This is a genomic window from Alloactinosynnema sp. L-07, from assembly GCF_900070365.1.
In the GTDB taxonomy this organism is placed as follows: domain Bacteria; phylum Actinomycetota; class Actinomycetes; order Mycobacteriales; family Pseudonocardiaceae; genus Actinokineospora.
The window spans coordinates 3,014,278-3,038,252 of sequence record NZ_LN850107.1; the positions used below are offsets into that span (position 1 = coordinate 3,014,278).

The window sequence follows — 23,975 nt, forward strand, 5'->3', positions numbered from 1 at the left end:
GTCGGCTCGTTGAGTGGCCGCGGCGGATATCCGGCTGAGATGATGGATCGCATGGACTCCGGAGAGCTGGAGGAGCTTCGGCTGGCGGTTTACCGCTCGTTCGCCGCGACCGGCCGGGCGCCGAACGTCGCCGAACTCGAGGCTCAGACCGGTCAGGGGAACGTTCCCGGCGGTCTGCGGGCGCTGGCGGATGCCAGGCATTTGGTGCTTGGCGAAGCGGGGGACATCGTCATGGCGCACCCGTTCTCCGCGGTGCCACTCGGGTTCGCCGTCATGGGTTCGCGAACGCTGTGGTGGGGCGGGTGCGCGTGGGACTCTTTCGCCATGCCGCACCTGCTGCCCGATGAGCCGGAGGTGCTGGTCTCGACCAGATGTCCGGGGTGTCACCGGCCGCACGCCTGGAACGTTCGTCGGGACGTGCCACCCGCAGGGGAACAGGTCGCGCACTTTCTGGTGCCAACCACTCGCATGTGGGACGACGTGGTGTTCACCTGCGGTCATCAGCGGCTGTTCTGCTCGCGCGCGTGTGTCGCCGACTGGCTGGCGGCCACAGGTAGCCAGGAGGGCTACGTGATGGACCTCGAAACGCTTTGGAGGTTCGCGGCGCACTGGTACGACGGGCGGTTGGACCGCGGCTACGTGCGTCGAGAGCCCGCGGCAGCCGCGGACTACTTGCGCGGTGTTGGGCTGACCGGACCGTTCTGGGGAGTCTGATTCCACAGGCGGCAACTCCGGCGGCGCCGATACCCGCAGGAGCGCGGCGGGGACGGAGGGTGCGGCTGCGCGGCACCGGGCGAGACCGGGCTACCGTCACGTTCATGACGGTCATCCGATCGCTGGTCCTGTTCGGACTCGCCGCGCTCGCCGAGATCGGCGGAGCGTGGCTGGTCTGGCAGGGTGTCCGCGAACAGCGCGGCCTGCTGTGGATCGGCGCGGGTGTGCTCTCGCTGGGGATCTACGGATTCGTGGCCACCTTGCAGCCCGACGCCCACTTCGGGCGGATCCTGGCCGCCTACGGCGGCGTGTTCGTCGCGGGATCCCTGGCCTGGGGCGTGATCGTCGACAAGTTCAAACCTGACCTCTGGGACTACCTCGGCGCCGCCCTGTGTCTGGCCGGGGTCGCGGTGATCATGTACGCGCCGCGCGGCTGAGCGGGCGGCGCTGTGGCGACGCTGTGACGTCAGGGGCGGTGACGACACTGACCCAGGGCATGGTCAGACAACGATGTCGGCTGGACGCGGACGGGGCAGGTCGGTGTGCCGGGGTTGCCCGGCGCGGGCGAGGGTGCTGCGGTCGGCGACGGAGACCGCGTGGTCGGCGAAGCGCTCGTAGTAGCCGCTGAGCAGGATCGCGTCGACCGCGGCCAGCGCGCCGCCCGTGGGCTCGCGGTATTCGACGACGGCGAACAACGAGCGGTGCAGGTCGTCCATCTCGTCGTCGGCGGCGGCCAGGCCGTGCGTGGTCCGCGCGGTGCGTACGACCCGGCCCGCTTCGCTCGCCATGTCGGTGGCAAGTGTGCCCATCCGCGCGAACCTGGGGCGCAGCACCGTGTGCAGCACCGGCCCAGGGTGCCGTCGCCGGACGGCGAGGGCGACGTGGTGGGCGAGGTCGCCCATGCGTTCGACGTTCTCAGCGGAGTGCATGACCGAGACGATCGTGCGCAAGTCCCCGGCCACCGGCGCCTGGAGAGCGAGCAGGGTCTGGGCGTCGTGCTCGACATTGGTGCGAGCACTGTTGAGCGCGTGGTCGCTGTCGATGACCCACTCGGCGCGGGTGATGTCGTTGTCGAGCAGCGCGGTGGTCGCCTCGCGCATGGCCGTCGCCGCGAGGTCGCACATCCTGGCGAGTTGCAGGACGAGGACGTCGAGCTGGTGGTGGAAGCTGTCACGCATCGTTGGGTCCTTTCCGGACAGAGCGCGCGGCTCCAGCAGCCGCGGTCTGCTGGAGCCGCGCGGCGCTCACCAGGAGGTGGGAGCACCCGGGTGATTCACTACGCCCCCTGGCGCGTGGAGGAATCCCCTTGGACATGGAATCCGGTGTGAACCGCGGAATCAAGATCTCCCGCCCGAAACCAACGAATTCCTTTCACCCCGCTATCTCACGGCCGAGCCCCGAACGGCGGTCCGCGCGAGCTGCACCGGGATCCGGGGCGCCATCGGATCGTTCTCACGCTCGTGCAACGGAACCCTCCGCTGCCCGCGCAACGTGGCGGCCAGCAGCAGCACGCCGAACGTGTTGAGGGCGATGAGAAGGGCGTCTCGGCCGGACTGGCCAGTGAAGGCGAGTTCGCCGTGGCGGCCCAGGACGAATCCGGCGTGCAGGCACCAACACACCACCGCGACCCCCATCGTGGCGCGAGTAGTGGTCACGAAGACCATGACATCGATGACGACGACCATCGCCACCGTGGACAGGCCCGGGTGCGCGGTCGCACCCGCGGCGACGACGAGCATGGTCGCGGCCACCTCGGCGACGATCCCCAACGGGAATCCGAATCCCCCAGGAATCAATTCTCTACGCATACCACCATCCCAGCGCGCCACAGTGTTTCCATAAAGGGTCCTTGGCGGGATCTCCACGCCGTGCGCGGAAAGATTGACGGATTCCTAACGGCCTATCGTCGTCCTCCCCCCGGGCGCGGCCTTACGCGCCACCGACGATCGCCGTGGAGATCGCGTAAGTGCCCTTGCCCGTACCCGTCCGGGATCTGTTCGATGGCCGTCGTGGGCACAGTCGCCGCCCAGTGGTGCCGCTGACGTTGCCGCGCCCGGCTATCACTGTGCCCAGACTGGACAAGACATGCCCGAGTTCCCGACCGCCCTGGTCACCGGCGCTGGTCGCGGCGTCGGCCACGACATCGCCGACGAACTGCTGTCCGACGGCTACACCGTCGTGCTGCATTCGCGCACCCCGCAACAGAGCCGCGACGCCGCGCACGCCTTGATCAGCCGCGGCGCGGACCCGGCACGGATACAGCCGGTCGCCGCCGACTTCACCAGGCTCGACGAGGTCATCCACCTTGCCCGGCGCGTGGCCGACGAGCATCCCGTCCTCACCCTGCTCGTCAACGCCGCGGTCAGTGACGCGACGACTGACGGGGTCACCGCGGACGGCAACGAGATCGAGTTGCAGGTCAACTATCTCGCCCCCGCGCTGCTGACCCGCGCGCTGGAGGTGCCGCTGCGCCGGGCCGCGGGCCCCCGCGTGGTCACCCTCTCAACCACTCCACACCCGCGCGGCCAGGACTTGGAATGGGACGACATCCACCGGCACCGCCGATACACCACGATCGCCGCCTCGAACATCGCGCTCACCATGCTCGCCACTGCGCTCGCCAAAGCCGGTGCCGAGCTGGATGCCGACGCGACCGTGGTGCCGATGTTCGGGGCACGCCGCCGTTGCGGCGCGACAGCTTCTCGGGATTGGCGTTCGACCACCGGACATGTCCGCTGACCGCACCTGCTCGGCAGTGAACAAGCGCGTGATACAGGTCGCCCGTCAAGAATTCGTCAAGGACCCTGTCCGGCGAACCGGCATCGGAGCACCCTTCACAGCCGTGACTCTCACCCTGCGCAAACGTCCCCCTGATACCGGCCGCGACGAGCGGTACCGGCTCACCGTGGTCGGCGGGCTGGCCGCGCTCTCCCTCGACGCCATGGCCTCCGTCGCGTATGGGCCTGAGGCGATCGTCCTCGTGCTCGCCGTGGCGGGCGGCGCGGGCCTGGGCTTCACGCTCCCGGTCACGATGACCATCGCCCTGCTGCTCGCCGTGCTCACCCTCTCCTACCGCCAGGTCATCGCCGCGTTCCCCGACGGTGGCGGCGCCTACGGCGTGGCCCGCGCCTACCTGGGCCGACGCGCGTCGCTGGTCGCGGCGGCGTCCCTCGTCGTCGACTACGTCCTCAACGTCGCCGTGTCGGTCGCCGCGGGTGTCGCCGCGCTCACCTCGGCGGTCCCCGAACTGCTCCCCCACACGCTACGGCTGTGCCTGGGCGTTCTGGTGGCGGTGACCGCGGTGAATCTGCGCGGCATCGCCCACAGCGCCCGGGCGTTCATCGCGCCGACGGCGATCTTCGTCGGGTCCATCGTCGTGGTGATCGTCGTCGGCCTGCTGCGCGGCGCCCCCGCGGTCGCTCCCGCCGCCGCCCAAGCCACCGCTTTGGAGACCGTCGGCGTCCTGCTGCTGCTCAAGGCGTTCGCCAACGGCTGCGCCGCCCTGACCGGCGTCGAGGCGATCGCCAACGCTGTCCCCTCCTTCCGCGCCCCCCGAGTCCGGCGGGCACAGAGCGCCGAAGTCGCGCTCGGCGGACTGCTTGCCACCATGCTCATCGGTCTCGCCGTCCTCATCGAGAAGTTCGAGATCCACCCGGCCGACGGCGTGACCGTGCTGTCCCAGGTCACCACCGCGTCACTCGGCGACGGATTCGGCTATTACCTCGTGCAGTTCGCCACCGTTGTCCTGCTCGCGCTGGCCGCGAACACCTCCTTCGGCGGCCTGCCCGTCCTCGCCCAGCTGCTCGCCAACCACAACAACCTGCCGCACCTGTTCGCCCTGCGCGCCGAACGCCAAGTCCACCGCTACGGCATCGGATTCCTCACCATCACCTCGGCGATCCTGCTGATCGTCGCCAACGGCCAGATGAACGTGCTGGTGCCGCTGTTCGCGATCGGCGTGTTCGTCGGCTTCACCCTGTCTCAGGTCGGGATGGTCCGACACTGGCTCCGCGAACGGTCGGCGAACTGGCGCGGCCGGGTCGTGCTCAACGGCTTCGGCGCACTCCTCACCGGCTGCGCCGCGCTCGTCGTCACCGCCACCAAGTTCACCGAAGGCGGCTGGCTGATCGTCGTCACACTGCCCGTGCTCGTTTTCCTCATGGAACGAGTGCACCGCGCCTACACCCACATCGGCGACCGCCTCGAACTCGGCCGAGTCCCCACACCACCCCGACCCAACCGCTCCCTGGTCGTCGTCCCCGTCGGGAGCATCTCGCGCCTCACCCGCGACGCCATCGCCGCCGCGCTCTCCCTCGGCGACCGAGTCGAAGCCGTCCACGTCACCCACCCAGACGACGACACCAAAGCCTTCGTCGACGCCTGGGACGAATGGAACCCCGGCGTCCCCCTCGTCCAGCTCTACGACCACCGCCGCCGACTCGGCGAACCGCTGGTCGAGCACCTGCGCCGGGCCACCGAGAAACAGGTCTTCGTCCTCATCGCCGAAGTCGAACCTGACCACCTCTGGCAACGGATCCTGCAAAACCAGCGCGGCGCGGTACTGGCCAGGGCACTGAGACGCCGCACCGACGCCGTCGTCGCCCGACTGCGGTTCCATGTCCGATGAGGGCGTCGGCTGGTTGACGGAGACGACGGCACCGATGGATCAGCCGCAGGGTGGCCGGAAGTCGGTGCCCGACACCAGCCGAACCCAATCCAGGTCAGCGCTTTCCCAGCTTTGTGGCGTCGACCTCGACTCGCTCACCCCTGCTGCGCAGGTACAGCCAGTTGACCACCCACAGCAGGATCCCAACGCCGATCAGCGCGAGCGCGAGGTAGTAGTCGCCTGCCGGTCGGCCGGACAGCACCGGGACGGCGAGGTACCCGCACAGCACGGCGGCCAGGATCGGCGCCCAGGTCGGCGCTCGGAAGTGCTTGTGCTCCACCGACTCCCGGCGCAGCACCAGAACGGCCGCGTTGACCACGGTGAAGACGATCAGGAGCAGCAGCGCGGTGGTGCCGCCGAGCTTGCTCACCCCGTCGGCCCCGGCGGAGGCGACGAGCACGGCCGCGATGCCGGTGGTCACCAGGATCGCCACCCACGGCGTGCGGCGCAGCGGGTGCACGGTGCCGAACGCCCTGGGCAGGATCCGCTCGTTCGCCATGCCGTAGAGCAGCCTGCTGGCCATCAACATGTTGATCAGCGCTGAGTTGACCACCGCGAACAGGCCGATGAACGCGAACAAGCGCAGGGGGAAGCCGGGCGCACCGACCGCGAGCACGTTGAGCAGCGCGTTGGACTTGGCGGCGGCGAGATCGTTGGCCGGGATCAGCAGCGAGGATGTGAGCGCCACCAGGATATAGATCACCGCCGCGGCGCCGAGGCCTGCGAGTAGCGCCTTGGGGAAGATGCGCGCGGGCTCCTTGCACTCCTCGGCCATGTTCACCGAGTCCTCGAACCCCACCATGGCGAAGAACGCGAGCGACGTGGCCGCCGTGACGGCCAGCAACGCGCTCTGGTCCGCGGTTTTGAACTCGGTCAGCCTGGCGGGCTCGCCATTGCCCTGCAGCACTGCCCACACCCCGACCCCGATGATGATCAGGAGGCCGGACAGCTCGATGCAGGTGAGCACCACGTTGGCCTTGACCGACTCGGACACCCCGATGAAGTTGATCGCGGCGAGCATGAGGACGAAGACCACGGCGACGATCGCGATGACCGGGGCCGACACCTTGATATCGAACGACGCGGGCAGGTACGTGGCGCCGAAGGCCCGGGCGGCCGCGGAGGCCGACGTGATGCCGGAGCACATCACGGTGAAGGCGACGAGGAACGTCAGGAACGGGATCTTGAACGCGCGGTTGGTGTACAGCGCGGCTCCGGCGGCCCTCGGGTACTTGCCGACCAGCTCCAGATAGCTGAACGCGGTCAGGAACGCCACGATGAAGGCCACCAGGAACGGCACCCACAGCGCACCACCGACCCGGCCCGCCACGCTGCCGGTGAGCGCGTAGATGCCGGTGCCGAGAACGTCACCGATCACGAAGAAGAACAGCAGCTTGGGCCCAATGGCCCGCTTGAGGCCGGGTTGGGCCTGTGCGGGCTCCGGTGCCGTGGTTTCCGTAGCCATGAAAAGAGTGTGCCGGATCACTTCGGCATCGGCCATTTCGAGAAGTACGACGCCGGAAGATCGCGGCTAGCTTGAGTTTTAACCTGTGCGGCGGGGTCGTGGGTTGGTGGACTTTGCCTTCTTGCCGTGGGCGGGTTTCTGTTTGTTTGGGCTGGTCATGACGTGCACGTCGTGGCGGGCCGCGGGCTGGTGGTTGGGGACTCCGGCGGGGCGGCCGTGGCCGGGTCGTGAGGGTTTCGGGACACCGGCAGGGCGGGCCAGATGTGGGCGCAGGTTCCGAAACCCGCGCCGGACTCTGGCTGGGGACAGTGTTTGTGCCGCGACGGGTTTCTCCCATGGGCGGCGCAGGTCGGCCGTGAGACCGCGTGCGAGGCGTAGTTGGGTGTAGGCGGCCAGCAGTAGCCAGGTCCATCGGTCGGCCGCCTGCGGGGACCGGAGTTTCGGGGTGGTCCAGCCGAGGGTCTGTTTGAGCATGCGGAAGGTGTGCTCGATGTCGAACCGGCGCAGGAATGCCTGCCAGAGTCGGTCGACCTCGCCGGTGGTGAGTCCGGTCCGCGAGTGCCAGAGCCACACGGGTTTGGGGATCGCCCCGGAGGGCAGGCGGGCGACTTCGAGGCGGATCACGGTTCCCTCCAGGATCGGAAGGTTCCCGGTGTGGTCTGCCCAGGCGATGCGGTGGGTCAGCCGGGGATGCAGCCGGTCCCAGGCCCGGACGTGCGCGGGGCCGTAGAGGCGGGTCTCGGTCCGTGTGGTGACCTCGGGCTCGCCCCAACTGTCAGGGTCACCGAAGGCGAACTCGCCGCCGTGGCGGCGGGGCCTGCCCAGGGTGCCAGGCGGCTGCGGTGGCGCGGGACGGCGCAGGACCCGGTCCGAACGCATCCGCACCAGCACGGTGATCGGCAGGTCGGCCAGCACGTGGGCCAGACGGGGACCGTCGTAGCCCGCATCGGCCACCAGCAGGATCTCCGGATCCCCCGGCCGCCACTGCCCCGCCGCGATCAGCCGGTCCACCACGCCACGCACCTGCCCGGCGGTGACGGTCGCGGCGTCATCACCGGGCGCCAGCCGGACCGCGTCCAACGGCGCGGTCCACGAGCCACGCCCGGCCTCCAGGGCGACGATCACCGAGTAGGGCCAGCCCGGCACCATGATGTGGGTGTCCTTGCCGCGCCCGTAGGTGTGACACAGCACCCGCTGCGGCGAGGTGTGGGCCTCCGGGCGCAGCCAACAGGTGACATCCACCGCCAGCACCAACCGCCCGCCCGCGGCCCGAGGCACCGACACCGCGGCCACCGCGCAACGCAGCCGGTCGAGGTCCACCCGGCCCTGCGCCAGCGCCGCGTAACCGCTGCCATGACCTCGGCGATGCTCCGCGACCAGCGACAACTCCGCGACCGAACGCACCGGCCCATCGGCACACAACACCGCGTCGGCCAGCTCGAACAACGCGTCCGCCCGCCGGGTCAAACACCCATGGAACTCCCGCCGGAACCCGCACAGCTCCCCGACGCCCACCCCGCCATCGGCGTGATGCACACTGATCACCGTAGCCCTTGTCTTGATCTTCCTTCTGTCGCAAGAGGAATGATCAACCAAGGGCTACACCCATGATCAACAGGGGTCGCCGACCAGCACCCGAAGGTTAAAACTCAAGCTAGGCTACGTTCATATTTGGGCGAGGGACGGGTCGTTGGATCCAGTGGGCTCGTTGGGCGACACGCCAACCGGTGCGCGAGGTGCTGGTCGCCCGGTCGGGAATGTCCGGTGTGGACACATCCAGTGCCAGGAGGAAGTCGTGCAGCACGTCCGACTCGACGCCGGGCTGCTCGATTCCACCTGCCCGGGCGGTTGCGCCACCCTGAGTCACAGGTAGCGTCCGCAACGTAGTGGAATAGGCCCATGACGAAGCGCTGGCTGATCGGTCTCGCCGCGGTCCTCGGCGCGGTCGCCTTGGGATGGCTGTTGTTCGGACCCGCGGTGGCCTGGCTCGCGGGCGGCGACCTCGACCAGCTCGGCCCCAAGGAGCGCTTGGACGCGATCAGCGCCATTCGTGGTCAGCTCACCACCGTGCTCAGTGCGTTCGTGGTCGCGGGCGGTCTCGTCTACACCGCCCGCAAGTTCGCCCTCGACCGCGACAAGCAGTTCACCGACCGGTTCAACGCCGCGGTGGATCATCTTGGGGCGGCCGACGCCACGGTCCGGGCCGGTGGCGTCCGCGCGCTGGACCGCATCATGTTCGACTCCCCCCGCGACCGGTCTCGCGTCCGCGAGACGCTGACCGACTTTCTCCGCCAGCACACCAGCGCGGCCGAACCCGACGCGGTCCGCACTCGCGGCGATCTCCGCGCGGCGGTCTCGGCGCTGCGGGAAGCACCACCGCGCAAGGTCGAGGACACACCACTTGATCTACGTGGCGTACGGCTCGCGGGCGCGAGCCTGACTGGCATCGCTCTCCCCCACAGCCGCCTTGACCAGGCCGATCTCACCGAGTCGAACCTCACCGACGCCGACCTCGACTCCGCCCGGCTCGACGGGGCGACCCTGAGCGATGCCGTCGCAGCACGCACCCGGATGCGCTCGGCGTCCCTGCGGCGAGCTGTGTTGGCGGGCACCGACCTCACGGGGGCCGACTGCAGTTTAGCCGACCTCACCGAGGCCGACCTGAGGCTCGCGACGCTGCGCGACACCGTGCTGACGAACGCGGTCCTGGTCAACACCGACCTTCGCGGCACTGACCTCAGCGGCGCGATCGGTCTGACCGCCGAGCAGATCCGCCGGGCGAAGCTCGACGAGCGCACCAAGATGCCCGCGGGGATCGACCATCCCCTCAGCGCCAGACCGTGACCACCCCCTGCGGGAACTAGAGTGCCCAGCGATGAACTCGCCCTGGGGACCTGAACGCGTCGCTACGTGGGCGACACTGCGCTCGGCGCGGAAGGTGCTCTTCATCGTGCACACGGTCGCGTCAGCCAATCGACTCGCCGACGTTGTGTCGTTGTTCGATTCCGATCTGCGGATTCAGCTTGTTTTCACCTGCCCGGACGAATCCGCCATGCCCAACGGCGTCGCGGAATACCTCCAGAATTCCGGCGCATCGGTAATTTCCTGGACCGACGCGGTCACAGGAAATTGGGATCTGGCGATCACCGCCAACACCCGGGGAAACATCCATGACGTCACGGCACCATTGATTGTGATGTCCCACGGCGTCGGATACAGTAAGAATCTGCCGGAAAGCCGGAAAGCCGGAAAGCCGGAAAGCCGGAAAGCCGGAAAGCCGGAAAGCCGTGTATGGCCTTTCGCCCGATTCCCTGGTGCGAGCGGGTCGCGTCGTGCCCGATGTCCTCGTTCTGTCGCATGACGAGCAGGCCGATCGTCTGGCCGACTCGGTCCCGGAAGCCGTCGACCGTGCGGTGGTGGTCGGAGATCCCCGGTTCGACCGCATGCTCGCGAGCAGGCCTCGGCGGCCTGGGTTCCGCGCCGCGCTCGGGGTCGGTGATGACGATGTCTTCGTGGTGGTCAGCACGACATGGTGGTCACGGTCGCTGTTCGGGACCTGGCCTGATCTGCTCCGACAGCTCATCGCCGAACTTCCGGTCGACGGGTACCGCGTGGCGGCTGTGCTGCACCCCCACATCTGGCACGAGCACGGCCCCGGTCAGGTGGCGCTGTGGCTCGCCGACTGCCTGCGTTCCGGACTGATCCTCATCCCGCCCGCGGAGGGCTGGGCGGCCGCGTTGATCGCCTCGGACGTCGTGATCGGCGACCACGGAGCCGTGACCTGCTATGGCGCCGCGCTGGACAAGCCGGTACTCCTCGCCGCGTTCCCCACCGAGGATGTCGCGGTGGGGTCCTGTGTGGAGCAACTGGGACTGGTGGCTTCGCCCCTCATTCGGGGCCGCGATCTGCGCGGCCAGGTCGACCGGGCTGTCGCGGACCACGAACCCGGCAGCTACGGCGAGGTCGTCGATCTCGTCTCGGCGTATCCGGGCGAAGCCGCCGCCCGTCTGCGGGCCCTCTGCTATGGCGTGATGGGGTTGCCGGAGCCGCCGGGCCCGGTCGTGGTCCCCCTGCTCGCCGAGCCCTCAGCGCTATGGGCACCGTACGCGGCCGTCCGGGTTTCCGGGGATCCGACGGACACCGATGCGGTCCGGTTGCGACGCCATCCAGCCGACGCACTGCAGAACCGCGAGTCGGCCCGTCCTGTCCTCGACGACGCGCACCTCGTGGTCGAAGCCGGCCATCAGGTGCCGGTGATCAGAGGTAACGCGGACATCGTGTTCACCCGAGACACGTCGTCGGCCGGCGACTGGCTGCGGGCGGCGACCGTCGAGCACCCGTTCGCGCGCATCGTCGCCGTTGTGTCCGGAAAGGACTGTGTCGCCGCTGTCAGCGAAGGTCCCGTCGTCGAACTGACCCACACCGAAGGGGCACGGCTGGACCCACTCGCGGCCGTCTCGGCCCTGTACGTGTGGCTCGCCCACCAGACCGCCGACACGCCGCCACCGTCCCAACTCCGCGTGCGCGCCGATCGGTCCGGTGAGGCGGTGTTCACGATCAAAGAGTCAGAGCTTTTCGGCCCGCGGATCACCTAGCATCGTGTAGATCTCCCTGAGCCGGTCTCGATACTCCGCTGCGCCTGACGCCACCAGCAGTTCCAGCGCCGCACCCTCGCCACGCAGGGAACCGTCCGCTCGGAACAACACACTCGCCCGCCGCGCCGAGTCGGTGTCGTCGGTGTCGGCCTCAGCCACGACGAGGAGCGACTTGGCGAGGTTGTCCGACTCCCCGGACTGGGCGAAGTAGTCGGCCGCGGCCGCCGCGGCGATCGCCGCTTGCTTGTCACCCATCCGCAGCCAGACCCGGGCGCGCTGCAGGTGGAGCAGGGCGAACATCCGGGGTCGCAGCGACTCGGCTGCCTCGTTTTCAGCCACCCACCACGACTCGTCGAACCGACACAGCGCGGCGGCACTGTCCCCGCTCCGGGCGGCGACCTTTCCCAGCCACTCCAGAGCACTCTGCCTTCCCTGCGAGTCGCCACACTCCTCGGCGAACCCGAGCGAGTCGGCGAACTGACGGTGCGCATGGTCGAGTTCGCCGGTGGCGAGCAGCGCGGCGCCCAGCTGAGAGGACATCCGCATGCGCACCCGCGAGTCGCCGACGCGGCCCGCCGCGCCCACACCGATCTGGTGGGTGGTGATCCAGTCCTCGTAGTGGCCGTGCAGGTGGTAGAGGCCCCACAACGCCTCGCACAGCTGCCAGGCGAGGTCGTCGAGGTGGAACCTCTCGGCTTGCAAGACCGCCGAGCGCAGATTCGGCCGCCACGCCTCCAGCCAGTCCAGAGCCGCGGATCGGGTGGGCACAGCGCCGAGGTCACCGTACGCGGGCCCGATCCGGGGCCGGTCGGACAACGCACGGTCATGCCGCGCGGTCTCCGCCAGATACCACCGGACGACCCGCTCCGCGGCGGCCCGCTGCTGGTCGAACCCGTCGGTGTTCTCCAAGAGTTCCCTGGCGTGCCAGTGCGCGATGTCGTGGATCTCGAATCGGTCGGCCGCGACCTGGGTGACCAGGTGCGCGCTCGCAAGTTCCGCCAACAGCGCAGGTTCGTCCAACAGGGCCGTCGCGGCGGCGAGCGGCACCACCGACCCAGGATGCAGTCCCACAGCGATCCGGTAGGCGCGCTGCGCCCGCGGCGAAAGTCTGTCGTAGGCGCGGTCGAAACTGTCGCGAACGAATCCCTGGGATTCGGGGTCCAACGCGCTCAGTCCGCGCCGGGACAACTGCCGCAGCAGCTCCGAGATCTCCCAGTCCGGGGTAGCGGCGATCTGGGCGACGGTCGTGGTGATCGCCAGCGGGTACCCACCACACGCGCGAACCACTGACTCTGGCCCCACGTCCTCGGCCGAGCACCACCGCGGTCCCAGCATCCGGTCGAACAGATCCAGGCCGTACGCCTCGTCGAGCGGCGTCACCGGCACCACGGCGAACTCCAGCTGACGCAGCCTGCGAATCGGGGACCGCGAGATCGCCACCACCGCCGAGCGCGGCGAGTTCAGCAGGAACGGCTCCACCTGGGCGGCACTGGCGACATCCTCCAGAACCAGCAGCACGCTCATCGGATACGTCTTGGTCAGCAGCCGCCGAGACCGATCCTCCGCCGAGACCGGCAGTTCCCCCGCGGGCACCCCGACGTCGACGAGCACACTCCCCAATGCCTCACACAGCAAGTCGGGCACACGCAGGGCGGCATCACCCAGCCGCACCCGGATCGCGCCGTCGGCGAACCGGTCCGGCGAATCCCAATAAGCCTTGTGGACAAGACTCCGAACGCCCACCCCAGCGGCGCCGTGCACCGACACATAGGCAGGCCGCCCGGCCCCGCGCGCCCGGTCGAAGTGCTCACAGATCGCATGCAAGGGCAGCTCGCGATCGACGAACACCGCGGGCGGCATCGGCAGCTGCCGCAGAACTGACATCGGCCCTCCCCAAGTCCGACGAGAACCCTACACACCGACGATCACCACACGCAGCCGAACCGTTACTCAAGGGTGTGGCGGTCGCGAGCGCCGCGGGCGCTCAGGAACCTGATGGGGCCGATCAGGGCCCGATAGAGGAGTCGCACCGCCCGTCCGGGGAGGAGGCCGTGTCGTTCCTCTTCCCAGACCCTGCCCCTGGGATGACTCCTGATCAAGGGCCCTTCGGTGATCGCCGGGGCGGTGATCAGGAGCTCGACGCTGGAGAGGTGTTTGACGCTCATGTAACCGTACTGACTGGGGCTGACCAGGCGGGCCGGAGCGCCGTGGTCACTGTCGAGCGGGTGGCCGTCGAGATTCTGCGCGATGAGGACGTCGTCGGCCAGGATGTCGTCGATCGTCACCGCGGCTTCCCAGCCGTCGAGTCCGCCGCACTTGATGTGGGTGATCAATGTTCCGGGTGGAACCGCCGGTTCGATGAGAGCGCGGTAGAGCGTCGCGAACGAGACGCCTTCCCAGCGCAGGTCGGTCGCCGTCCAGCCTGCCACGCAGTGGAAGTCGGCCGCGATCTCCTGCCGCGGCAGGAGCGAGAGCGAGGCGAGCGGAATGTCGAATTCCTCGGTCACCGCTCCGCGTACTTCGATCACCGGGTCGACCGGAACGGCCGGGGCAGGCCGGGACAGGTGCGAGCCGAAACGGGGGAATCCCTCGACCCGGCGTTGTCCTGGAGGAAGCCCGTTCCCCTTGATCAAGCCCTTAGCGTCGCCCATGGCACGACAATACCAAACGGTATGGCATGGTGGCGGCGGCATGCCCGCCACCTGCTGGGCCGGTGGTGCCTGCGCACGCTCGGATGCGCAGTCACCACCGGCGCACAGCATCGCCCTCGGCCCCGACTGACCACTGTGGACCGCGCTGGACGAGGCGCGCTCGCCCGATCTAGGTCCTTGCGGGTTTCTTACCGAACGACCAGGAATCACCATCTGATCGCCTCTTGTGAGTTCACTGGAGTCACACACTCCAGGAGGCACCGATGGCCATTCACGCCGCGGTACCAGGACACTGGCCACTCACGGCACTGCGACGGGTGTTCGCCGCCTCGCCCTCGCCGCGATCCCCGGTCGTTCTGGGGGAACAGGTTCTGGCAGGCACCGCCGAGTTGGGCCTGATCGCGACCATCCGAGCGCTGTACCACCGCGACACGGAGTCGGCCCTCTGGGAGCGGACCGGGTGGGAGGAACTGGAGCACGCGCGGTGGTCGCCCCAAACCGGCGTGCTGACGCTGCGCCACCTCAGCGGCCGCGTGGTCACGCGTTCGCTCCCACCACCGGGTGCCGGTGTAGCGGCGATCGCCCGTGACCGCGCGGCGGCCGCTCTCGTGGCCACCGTGCGGGTGCCGATCGGGACCGGCGCCGCACGGATCGCGGTTCGGCGCGCACCGGAGTCGGACCGTCTGGTGTGGATGGTCTGCCTGAGCCCGGACCTGCGTGCCGCCGACCCCGCTGTGCGCGCGCTGGTCGACGAGGCCATCCGCGCGATACGGGTGGACCTGGGCATTTGACTGAATCCGAGTACCGTACCGACCCCGACCACAGCGCGCCGCACGAGAACGATCACGGACGAGTTCGGAATTTCGCGGATCTGTCGAACGATGAAATTCCGGACAGTGGAGACCGTCACCGATCCGTAAGACTAGGCGATGTGCTGCCCGGTCGGGGTCCGGCATCATGGCCCTGTGGGTTCCTTGAGAAAGACGCTTCTGGTGATGCCCTTGACGGTCGCCCTCGTTGGCTGCGGCGCCGCGCGAACCGACGCCGGGTCGTCCCAGCCGCCGTCGCCGACCGGGCCGGTCAGCGCGGTGTCGGGGCCTACGCGAACGCCGGGTTCCGACGCGCCGGTGGCGGTGCCGGAGCGGTTGCGGTTCACGTCGAAGACGCTGGATGGCGCCGCCTTCTCCGGGGAGAGCCTGGCGGGCAAGGCCGCGGTGTTGTGGTTCTGGGCGCCGTGGTGCCCGAAGTGTCAGCGGGAGGCCCCCGGGGTGGCTGCCACCGCGAAGGCCCATGAGGGCACGATGACCTTCCTGGGGGTCGCGGCGCAGGACGAGGTGCCCGCGATGCGTGGGTTCGTGGACAAGTACGGGCTGGGTTCGTTCCAACATCTGGCCGATGTCGACGCGGCGATCTGGCGGCATTTCGACGTGACCCGGCAGCCCGCCTACGCGTTCGTGCGCCCGGACGGTTCCGTCGAGCTGGTCAAGGGTCAATTGACCACGGCCGAACTCGGTGACCGGGTTCGCGGGCTGACCGCGCCGTGATCGACCCGGACACCCTCGGGTTCGCCCTCGCCGCGGGCCTGGTCGCGGCCGTCAACCCCTGCGGGTTCGCGATGCTGCCCGCCTACCTGGCCTTGGTCGTGACGGGCGAGGACGGCGCGAGCGGCCGGTCGAGGGCGCTGGCCCGCGCGTTGGCCGCCACGGGGGTGATGGCGTGCGGGTTTCTCTTGGTGTTCGGGACGTTCGGCTTGGTGGTCGCCCCGCTGGCCGCCTCGGTGCAGCGGTATCTGCCGTTCGTGACCGTCCTGATCGGCCTGGCGCTGCTCGTGCTCGGCGTGTTCCTGCTCGCGGGCCGGGAGATCACACTCATGCTGCCCAAACCCGGTCGGGGCGCCCCTACCGCGCGGCTGGGCACCATGTTCGGCTACGGCCTGGCCTACGCCATCGCGTCGCTGTCCTGCACGATCGGCCCGTTTCTCGCCGTCACCAGCACGACCTTTCGCGGTGGCTCGGTGGGCGATGGCGTGCTGGCCTACCTCGCCTACGGCGCGGGCATGGCCTTGCTCGTCGGTGTCCTCGCGGTGGCGACCGCCCTGGCGGGCAGCGCCGCTGCCACCCGGGTGCGACGGATCCTGCCGCACGTCAACCGGATCAGCGGCGTGCTGCTCGTCATGGTCGGGCTCTATGTCGGCTACTACGGCCTCTACGAACTGCGCCTCTACCTCGGCGACGGCGACGCCGCCGACCCGGTGATCGACGCCGCGGGCCGCGTCCAGGGCGTCATCGCGGGCTGGGTCGACGACATCGGCCCCGTGCCGCTCGTGATCGCGCTCGCCGCACTCGTGCTCGGCACGATCCTCGCCACCCGGCTGCGCCGCGCCCGGGCCAAAACTTGAGTGCTCCTCAGCTTATCGGCGCCAACCAGAGGACGCCGGAAGGGGGCAGCGTGATTTCCACGGAGTACGGCCTGCCGTGCCATGACAGAGATTCAGCGTGGAGCCTGCCGGAGTCGCCCATGTCGGATCCGCCGTAGCGGGTGTGGTCGGTGTTGAGGATCTCGCGCCATTGGCCGCCGGTGGGCAGACCGATCCGGTAGCGGTTGTGTGGGATGCCGGCGAAGTTGGCGACGCAGGCGATGGTCGAGCCGTCGGCTCCTGCGCGGAGGAAGGAAAGGACGTTGCCTGCGTGGTCGTCCGCGGCGATCCACGAGAAGCCGTCGGGGGTGTTGTCGGCGGTGTGGAGCGCGGGCGCGTGGCGGTAGGTCGTGTTGAGGTCGGTGACGAGTCGCGCCAGGCCCGCGTGCAGCGGTGTTTCCCGTTGGGGCCAGTCGAGTGAGTTCTCGGCCGACCATTGGCTGGTCTGCCCGAATTCGCCGCCCATGAACAAGAGTTGCTTGCCGGGGTGGGCCCACATGAACGCGTACAGGGCGCGCAGGCCCGCCGCCTTGTTCCAGTCGTCGCCGGGTATGCGGCTCCAGAGGGAGCCTTTGCCGTGGACGACTTCGTCATGGGACAGCGGGAGCATGAAGTTCTCACTGAACGCGTAGAGCAGGGAGAACGTCATCTCGTCGTGGTGGTGGGAGCGGTGGATGGGGTCGTGGCCGAGGTAGCGCAGGGTGTCGTGCATCCAGCCCATGTTCCATTTGAGGCCGAATCCGAGCCCGCCGAGGTGGGTCGGCTGGGTGACGCCGGGCCATGAGGTGGATTCCTCGGCGATCATCATGATGCCGGGGTGGTTCCGGTAGGCGGTGGCGTTGAGTTCCTGCAGGAACCGCACGGCGTCGAGGTTCTCCCGGCCGCCGTGTTCGTTCGGGTACCACTGGCCGTCCTCGCGGGAGTAGTCGAGGTACAGCATCGAGGCGACGGCATCGACCCGCAGACCGTCCACATGGAACTCTTCGAGCCAGTAGAGAGCGTTGGCGACAAGGAAGTTGCGAACCTCCGCCCGACCGAAGTCGAAGATCAGCGTCCCCCAGTCGGGGTGTTCGCCGCGTCGCGGATCGGCGTGTTCGTAGAGGGTGCTGCCGTCGAAACGCGCGAGGGCCCATTCGTCGCGGGGGAAGTGGGCGGGTACCCAGTCGACCAGCACCCCGATCCCCCGGCTGTGAAAGTGGTCGACGAAGTATCGGAAGTCGTCGGGCGAGCCGAAGCGTGGTGTCGGCGCGTAGTAGGAGGTGACCTGGTAGCCCCAGGAACCCGCGAACGGGTGCCCCGCCACCGGGAGCAGCTGCACGTGGGTGAATCCATGCCGCTCGACGTAGTCGGCGAGTTGCTCGGCGAGTTCCCGGTAGGTCAGCCCTTGTCGCCACGATCCCAAGTGGACCTCGTAGACGCTCACCGGCTCCCGACTCCAGTCGGTGACCGCCCGCCGGGCCATCCAGGCATCGTCGTGCCACTGGTGCACCGACTGGTGGACCACCGACGCGGTCGCCCGCGGCATCTCGGTGGCGAACGCCATCGGGTCGGCTTTCTCATGCCAGACGCCGTCGGCGCCGAGGACGCGGAACTTGTAGCGCGTCCCCGGGGCGATGCCCGGCACGAACAGCTCCCACACCCCCGAGGAACCCAGCGACCGCAGTGGTGTGGCGCGGCCGTCCCAGTGGTCGAAGTCCCCGCAGACCCGCACACCGCGGGCGGTCGGCGCCCACACCGCGAACGAGGTGCCCTCGACCGGGCCGCCCGCGGCGTCGAGGCACCGGGGATGGGCGCCGAGGACCTCCCACAGCCGTTCGTGCCTTCCCTCGCCGATGAGGTGCAGATCGAACTCCCCCACCGTCGGCGACCAGCGGTATGGGTCGGCGATCTCGTGGGTGCTGTCGGGATAGGTCACGTCGAGCCGGTAGTCGTCCAGGGAGTGCGGAATCAGTCCCGCGAACAGGCCACAGCTGTTGTTCAGGCGGTAGCGCGATCCGTCGGCGAGGACGACGACCTCGACGGCCCCGGGGCGCAGCACCCGCACGACCGTGCCGTCCGACGTCGGGTGCGCGCCGAGAACGCCGTGCGGGTTGTGGTGTGCGCCCGCCAGCAGTCGGTCGAGGTCATCGGGGTCGGTGGCCACCGGGGCGGCGTCGACGGTGTGGGACGGCACGCTCGGCGTCACAGTCACGCTGGGCAGCACAGTGGGCGTCACAGTCACTGTGGGTGTCACGCTGGGCGGCACAATGGGTGTCGGTGTCACGGTGGGTGTCACGGTGTCGGTGCTCCTGCGGTGAGTCGGTCGACAGCGGAGAGAGGGATGTCCACCCAGGTGGGGCGGTGGGTCTGCTCGTAGGCGACCTCGTAGACGGCCTTGTCCAACTCGAACGCGGCGAGCAGCTCGACGTCGGTCCTCGGGTCGTCGGCCACGGTGGCGTAGCCGTCGCAGAACGCGTCACGATTGCGTTGGGCCCATAGCCGCGCCTTGTCCCGGACTCGGTCTCGGGCCTTCGATCCGATCAGCAGGTGGTGGGCGGCGTAGTCGAAGGAGCGCAGCATGCCCGCGACATCGCGCAGCGGCGAGCTCGGGGTCACCCTGTCCCGCTGCGACGAGCCGGGCTCACCCTCGAAGTCGATGATCACCCACCGGTCCGGGGTCCGCAGCGCCTGACCCAGATGCAGGTCGGCGTGGATCCGCTGCAAGCCGATGGCGGTCGGCGGCGCGTAGGCGGCGCGGTCGAACACCGAGCGGATATCCGGTTCGGCACGCCTGAGTCGCGGTGCGACGGCCAGCGCGTGGTCGAGTCGGCGGTGCATGTCGGCGGCGCGCGTGCTGCCGTACTCGGGCCCCTCCACGAATTCCCCGAGCGCCATCCGCAGGTCTGAGTGCAGGGCGGCCACCGTCTCGCCCAGTCGGAACGATTCCGCGGCGAAGTCGCCGCCGACCTGCGCGACATCACCATCCGCCGCGGAAAGGAAGTCGCGGACACTCGCGGTGGCCATGGGCCAGCCATCCGCCGCCGACGGCAGGAATCGTTGCAGGAACGCGAGATCAGTGTCCACGCCAAGGTGTGCGGCCCGCACGGCTGCCAACGGCCGTGCGATGTGCTCGGAGCCCACGGCGTGCAGTGCTCGGTGCAGGGTGACGTCGGGATTGTCGCCCGGGGTGATCCGGCGGAACAGTTTGAGCAGGTAGCGCTGCCCGTACACCACGGAGGTGTTGCTTTGCTCGGCCAGCACCGGACGCGACCGCAGATCCGGATCGAGGATCTCGCCTGGCTCGGTCGCGAACCGCAGCCCGTCGACGTCGCGGGAGCCGACGATCAAACCCAGCAACACACCGAGGAGCTGCGGGTCCTGCATCGCGTCATAGCTGATCAAGCCACGTGGCACGGTGCCGATCGTCGCGTGGACCAGGTGCTCGGGCAAGGTCGGTCGAAATCCCAGTAGCACCTGATAGTGCTGGACTCGCGCGCCCAGGTCGACGGCCAGCATGGCGTGCACCAGCAGTGGGTCGCCGTCGACCAGGACCCGCGCCTGGACGGCGCTGACCTGGCGGATCGGGATGTCCTTGGCGGCGAACCACCGCTGCTGTGGCAGCCACTTCCGCAGGATGTCGGCCATCGAGTCGACCAGATCCATCGGGCTCACCGGCCGTCTCCCCGCTCGATGTCGGCCAGCTGGAACCAGTAGAACCCATGGCCAGGCAACGTCAACAGGTAGGGCAGTTCGCCGATGGACGGGAACTGCACGCAACCGGTGAGTTCGACCGGGGTGTGGCCCGCGAACTCCGAGAGGTCCAGCTCCACCGGTTGCGGGAACCGGGACAGGTTGTGCACGCACATGACCACGTCGCGGCGATGCCTGCGAAGGAACGCCAGCACAGTGGGGTTGGACGCCCCCAATTCGACGAAGTCGCCCAGACCGAACGCGGTGTGCTTCGACCGGACCTGGAGCATTCGGCGGGTCCAGTGCAGCAGGGAGCTGGTGTTGTTCATCTGCGCTTCGACGTTGACGGCTTGGAAGCCGTAGACGGGGTCGGCGATCGCGGGCAGGTAGAGGCGGGCGGGGTCGCAGCGGGAGAAGCCCGCGTTGCGGTCCGGTGACCACTGCATCGGCGTGCGGACCGCGTCGCGGTCGCCGAGCCAGATGTTGTCGCCCATGCCGATCTCGTCGCCGTAGTACAGCACCGGCGAGCCGGGCAGCGACAGCAGCAGGGCGGTGAACAGCTCCATCTGGTTGCTGTCGTTGTCCAGCAGCGGAGCCAGGCGTCTGCGGATGCCGATGTTGGCCTTCATCCGCGGGTCCTTGGCGTACTCGGCGTACATGTAGTCGCGCTCCTCGTCGGTGACCATCTCCAAGGTCAGCTCGTCGTGGTTGCGCAGGAAGATGCCCCACTGGGCACCCGCCGGGATCGCCGGTGTCTGGGCCAGGATCTCCGAGATCGGGAACCGCGACTCCCGACGCACCGCCATGAAGATCCGCGGCATCAACGGGAAATGAAACGCCATGTGGCACTCATCGCCACCGACGGTCTCGTCGCCGAAGTACTCGACGACGTCGGCGGGCCACTGATTGGCCTCGGCCAGCAACACCCGACCGGGGAACTCGTCATCCACGACCTTGCGGCAGGCCTTGAGGTAGTCATGGGTGGCCTTGAGGTTCTCGCAGTTGGTGCCCTCCTGCTCGAACAGGTAGGGCACGGCGTCGAGGCGGAAGCCGTCGATGCCGATGTCCAGCCAGAACCGCAGCACGTCGAGCATCGCCTCGGCGACCTCGGGGTTCTCGTAGTTGAGGTCGGGCTGGTGGGAGAAGAACCGATGCCAGTAGAACTGGCCGCGGACCGGGTCGTAGGTCCAGTTCGACGTCTCGGTGTCGACGAAGATGATCCGCGCGTCGGCATAGGCCTCATCGGTGTCAGACCACACGTAATAGTCGCCATAGGGACCGTCCGGGTCGCGGCGCGACTCCTGGAACCACTTGTGGGCATCGGAAGTGTGGTTGAGGACGAGATCGGTGATGACCTTCATCCCGCGCGAGTGTGCTTCGTTCAGCAGGTGGACGAGGTCGTCGATGGTGCCGAACTCGGGCAGCACCGCGCGGAAGTCGCTGATGTCGTAGCCGCCGTCGCGCAGCGGGGAGGCGTAGAACGGCGGCAGCCACAGGCAGTCGACGCCGAGCCAGGCCAGGTAGTCCAGCTTGTCGGCCAGCCCGCGCAGGTCGCCGGTGCCGTCGCCATTGGAGTCGCTGAACGCGCGCACGAGGACCTCGTAGAAGACGGCACTCTTGAACCACTCGGGATCAGCCGTCGCGGGGTTCTGGATGTCAGGCACCGCTGCCGCTCCTGGTGATCGAGACGATGTGCGCGACCGCGACCGCGGGGTCGAGCCGGACGTAGTTGGTGTCCGACCACCCCCACTCCTGCCCGGTGACCAGGTCGACCGCGGTGAAGTGGGCGTCCTGCGGTAGCCCGAGATGCTCCATTCCCAACCGCAGGGTTCCCTCGTGGGGTCGGTGGGGGTCGAGGGTGACGATCACGACGACCGCGTCACCGGTGGCCGGGTCGGTCTTGCTGTAGGCCAGCAGCGAGTCGTTGTCGATGTCGTGGAATCGCAGCGTCCGCAGCTGCTGCAAGGCGGGATGGGCGCGGCGGACCCGGTTGAGGGTGCCCAGCCAGGGTTCCAGCGAACGGTTCTCCGCGAGTGCCGCCGCATAGTCACGGGGACGCAACTCGTACTTCTCCGAGTCCCGGTACTCCTCGCTGCCATCCGCGGCGGGTTCGCACTCGAACAGCTCGAACCCGGAGTAGACGCCCCATGTGGGTGACAGCGTCGCGGCGAGCGCGGCCCGGATGGCGAACATCGACGGCCCGCCGCGCTGCAGCGACTCGTGCAGGATGTCCGGCGTGTTGACGAACAGGTTCGGCCGGGTCTCCTCGGCGTGGGCGACCAGGTCGTTGCCGAAGTCGATCAGCTCGTGCTTCTGGGTGCGCCAAGTGAAGTAGGTGTAGGACTGGGTGAAGCCGAGGCGGGCGAGTCCGTGCAGCCGCGCAGGGCGGGTGAACGCCTCCGCGAGGAACAGCACGTCAGGGTGGGTGCTTTTGATGTCCCAGATCAGCCAGTGCCAGAAGTCCGCGGGCTTGGTGTGCGGGTTGTCGACCCGGAACACACGGACACCACGCTCGATCCACGCCACCACAACCGAGCGAATCTCCCGGTACAGCGCCTCGGGGGCGGCCGTGTCGAAGTTGACCGGGTAGATGTCCTGGTATTTCTTCGGCGGGTTCTCCGCGAACGCGACCGTGCCGTCCGGCAGGGTCGTGAACCACTCAGGGTGCTCGATGACCCACGGGTGATCCGGTGCGCACTGCAGCGCCAGGTCCAGCGCCACCTCCATGCCCAACTCCTCGGCCCGCGCCACAAAAGCCTTGAAGTCCACCTCTGTGCCCAGGTCAGGGTGGATCGCGTCATGGCCGCCCGCGGCCGAACCGATCGCCCACGGCGACCCCACATCGCCGGGACCCGCGGTGAGCGAGTTGCCGGGGCCCTTGCGATTCACTACACCGATCGGGTGAATCGGGGGCAGGTACACCACGTCGAAACCCATCGCCGCCACCCGATCCAGGGCACGCTCCGCGGTGGCCAACGTCCCGTGCACCGGACGGCCTGCCTGATCCCGCCCGCCGGTCGAACGGGGGAAGAACTCGTACCAGGACCCGAACGACCCACGAGGGCGGTCGACCCAGATGTGGTGCGCCACTCCGGTGGTGAGCAGGTCGCGAAGCGGCTGGGCGTCCAGCACGGCCGCGACCGGGTCGGCGAGCGCCGGGCCGGTCCGCTCGGGCAGCGCACGCCCGGTGTCCCGCAACGCGGCGGCGGCTTCCGTGAGCCGCGATCGCCGAGTCTCGCCGGGCCTGCGCGCGACCCGATCGAGCAGCCGCGCACCCGTCTCGAGATCGTTCTCCAGCGACTCCGCGTCGTGGCCCGCCGCCAGTTTGGCGACGACCGCGGACCGCCAGGTCGACCAGGGATCGCCCCATGCCTCGACGCGGAACGACCACGCCCCGAGCTGATCGGGCACCACCGTGGCCACGAACTCGTCGGACCCGGCCGCGCCGGGAACCATCCGGATCCGCCGCCATCCGCTGTCACCTGGGCCGCGCCACGCCGCCGTCGCCCCGACCGCGTCATGGCCCTCACGCCAGACCGTCGCGCGCAGCGGCACATGTTCGCCTACCACGGCCTTCGCCGGATGGCTCCCACGACTCACCACGGGGAACACGTCATCGATCACGATCCGACCGACACTCGTCAGAGGGAAGCGTCGACGAGTACGGCCACTCTCCGTGCTCACAATCAGCTCTATTCTTCCGATTCGATGCCCACACGTGTCCGCCGCATATCGGCGGCTACACACGGCGACCTGCCTCGGATCCGGGTGACGGTGCGAGGGGCGCTTCCAGCTCGCG

The 23,975-nt window shown here is 68.9% G+C and carries 20 protein-coding genes; 10 read left to right on the forward strand and 10 right to left on the reverse strand.

All coding sequences use genetic code 11. The features are described from left to right. Positions 1 to 51 precede the first annotated feature (51 nt). Together merB and BN1701_RS13350 are read left to right on the forward strand one after the other, a co-directional pair. A complete protein-coding gene (gene merB, locus BN1701_RS13345) occupies positions 52 to 714 on the forward strand; it encodes an organomercurial lyase (RefSeq protein WP_231949589.1) in 663 nt (220 codons plus the stop codon). A 104-nt stretch (positions 715 to 818) separates the two neighbouring features. Next, a complete protein-coding gene (locus BN1701_RS13350; RefSeq protein WP_054055828.1) occupies positions 819 to 1,151 on the forward strand; it encodes a YnfA family protein in 333 nt (110 codons plus the stop codon). A gap of 63 nt (positions 1,152 to 1,214) precedes the next feature. On the opposite strand, the gene phoU is transcribed toward BN1701_RS13350, so the two are convergent. Then, on the reverse strand, positions 1,215 to 1,892 hold the full coding sequence (phoU, locus tag BN1701_RS13355) for a phosphate signaling complex protein PhoU (RefSeq protein WP_067520696.1): 678 nt from the start codon (positions 1,890 to 1,892) through the stop codon (positions 1,215 to 1,217). A 201-nt stretch (positions 1,893 to 2,093) separates the two neighbouring features. Then, entirely contained in the window at positions 2,094 to 2,522 is a 429-nt protein-coding gene (locus BN1701_RS13360; RefSeq protein ID WP_157367960.1) for a hypothetical protein, read from the reverse strand. Between the two features lie 277 nt (positions 2,523 to 2,799). On the opposite strand from BN1701_RS13360, the gene BN1701_RS13365 reads away from it, so the two are divergent. Together BN1701_RS13365 and BN1701_RS13370 are read left to right on the forward strand one after the other, a co-directional pair. Next, a complete protein-coding gene (locus BN1701_RS13365) occupies positions 2,800 to 3,453 on the forward strand; it encodes an SDR family NAD(P)-dependent oxidoreductase (RefSeq protein WP_054048809.1) in 654 nt (217 codons plus the stop codon). Positions 3,454 to 3,556: 103 nt separating this feature from the next. After that, a complete protein-coding gene (locus BN1701_RS13370; protein ID WP_054055829.1) occupies positions 3,557 to 5,341 on the forward strand; it encodes an APC family permease in 1,785 nt (594 codons plus the stop codon). Between the two features lie 94 nt (positions 5,342 to 5,435). Here the strand turns inward: BN1701_RS13370 and BN1701_RS13375 are convergent, their stop codons facing one another. Then, entirely contained in the window at positions 5,436 to 6,845 is a 1,410-nt protein-coding gene (locus tag BN1701_RS13375) for an APC family permease (protein ID WP_054055830.1), read from the reverse strand. A 78-nt stretch (positions 6,846 to 6,923) separates the two neighbouring features. Next, entirely contained in the window at positions 6,924 to 8,381 is a 1,458-nt protein-coding gene (locus tag BN1701_RS13380; RefSeq protein ID WP_172803202.1) for an NF041680 family putative transposase, read from the reverse strand. 363 nt (positions 8,382 to 8,744) lie between these two features. Between BN1701_RS13380 and BN1701_RS13385 the strand changes: the two genes are divergently transcribed. Genes BN1701_RS13385 through BN1701_RS13390 form a run of 3 tightly spaced genes read left to right on the forward strand, consistent with a single transcriptional unit; the run spans position 8,745 to position 11,440 of the window. Continuing rightward, complete coding sequence (locus BN1701_RS13385) at positions 8,745 to 9,689, forward strand: pentapeptide repeat-containing protein (RefSeq protein ID WP_054048811.1); 945 nt, start codon at positions 8,745 to 8,747, stop codon at positions 9,687 to 9,689. A gap of 31 nt (positions 9,690 to 9,720) precedes the next feature. After that, positions 9,721 to 10,206 (forward strand): hypothetical protein, encoded by a 486-nt coding sequence (locus BN1701_RS35525; RefSeq protein WP_157367962.1) that lies wholly within the window; start codon positions 9,721 to 9,723, stop codon positions 10,204 to 10,206. Beyond that, on the forward strand, positions 10,178 to 11,440 hold the full coding sequence (locus BN1701_RS13390; protein ID WP_054048813.1) for a hypothetical protein: 1,263 nt from the start codon (positions 10,178 to 10,180) through the stop codon (positions 11,438 to 11,440). Before BN1701_RS35525 ends, BN1701_RS13390 begins: the two co-directional genes overlap by 29 nt. On the opposite strand, the gene BN1701_RS13395 is transcribed toward BN1701_RS13390, so the two are convergent. Both BN1701_RS13395 and BN1701_RS13400 read right to left on the reverse strand, forming a co-directional pair. Continuing rightward, positions 11,411 to 13,324 (reverse strand): hypothetical protein, encoded by a 1,914-nt coding sequence (locus tag BN1701_RS13395; protein ID WP_054048815.1) that lies wholly within the window; start codon positions 13,322 to 13,324, stop codon positions 11,411 to 11,413. The genes BN1701_RS13390 and BN1701_RS13395 overlap by 30 nt on opposite strands. Positions 13,325 to 13,386: 62 nt before the next feature. Continuing rightward, positions 13,387 to 14,091, reverse strand: a complete 705-nt coding sequence (locus BN1701_RS13400; RefSeq protein WP_054048817.1) for a molybdopterin-dependent oxidoreductase — start codon at positions 14,089 to 14,091, stop codon at positions 13,387 to 13,389. 263 nt (positions 14,092 to 14,354) lie between these two features. On the opposite strand from BN1701_RS13400, the gene BN1701_RS13405 reads away from it, so the two are divergent. The 3 genes from BN1701_RS13405 (at position 14,355) to BN1701_RS13415 (ending at position 16,489) form a co-directional block, all read left to right on the forward strand. Beyond that, positions 14,355 to 14,882: a hypothetical protein gene (locus BN1701_RS13405; protein ID WP_157367963.1), complete on the forward strand. Its 528-nt coding sequence runs from the start codon at positions 14,355 to 14,357 to the stop codon at positions 14,880 to 14,882. Positions 14,883 to 15,086: 204 nt separating this feature from the next. After that, positions 15,087 to 15,635: a redoxin domain-containing protein gene (locus BN1701_RS13410; protein WP_054055831.1), complete on the forward strand. Its 549-nt coding sequence runs from the start codon at positions 15,087 to 15,089 to the stop codon at positions 15,633 to 15,635. Next, complete coding sequence (locus tag BN1701_RS13415) at positions 15,632 to 16,489, forward strand: cytochrome c biogenesis CcdA family protein (RefSeq protein ID WP_054048821.1); 858 nt, start codon at positions 15,632 to 15,634, stop codon at positions 16,487 to 16,489. The genes BN1701_RS13410 and BN1701_RS13415 overlap by 4 nt, the downstream gene beginning before the upstream one ends. A gap of 7 nt (positions 16,490 to 16,496) precedes the next feature. Here the strand turns inward: BN1701_RS13415 and glgB are convergent, their stop codons facing one another. The 4 genes from glgB to BN1701_RS13435 are packed head-to-tail and all read right to left on the reverse strand — an operon-like array spanning position 16,497 to position 23,800. Further along, on the reverse strand, positions 16,497 to 18,722 hold the full coding sequence (glgB, locus tag BN1701_RS13420; protein WP_369800533.1) for a 1,4-alpha-glucan branching protein GlgB: 2,226 nt from the start codon (positions 18,720 to 18,722) through the stop codon (positions 16,497 to 16,499). A gap of 56 nt (positions 18,723 to 18,778) precedes the next feature. After that, positions 18,779 to 20,149, reverse strand: coding sequence for a hypothetical protein (locus tag BN1701_RS13425; RefSeq protein ID WP_054048825.1), 1,371 nt, complete (start codon positions 20,147 to 20,149; stop codon positions 18,779 to 18,781). Between the two features lie 5 nt (positions 20,150 to 20,154). After that, positions 20,155 to 21,840, reverse strand: coding sequence for a maltose alpha-D-glucosyltransferase (treS, locus tag BN1701_RS13430; protein ID WP_082859839.1), 1,686 nt, complete (start codon positions 21,838 to 21,840; stop codon positions 20,155 to 20,157). Continuing rightward, a complete protein-coding gene (locus BN1701_RS13435; protein ID WP_304439913.1) occupies positions 21,833 to 23,800 on the reverse strand; it encodes an alpha-1,4-glucan--maltose-1-phosphate maltosyltransferase in 1,968 nt (655 codons plus the stop codon). Before BN1701_RS13435 ends, treS begins: the two co-directional genes overlap by 8 nt. Positions 23,801 to 23,975 lie beyond the last annotated feature (175 nt).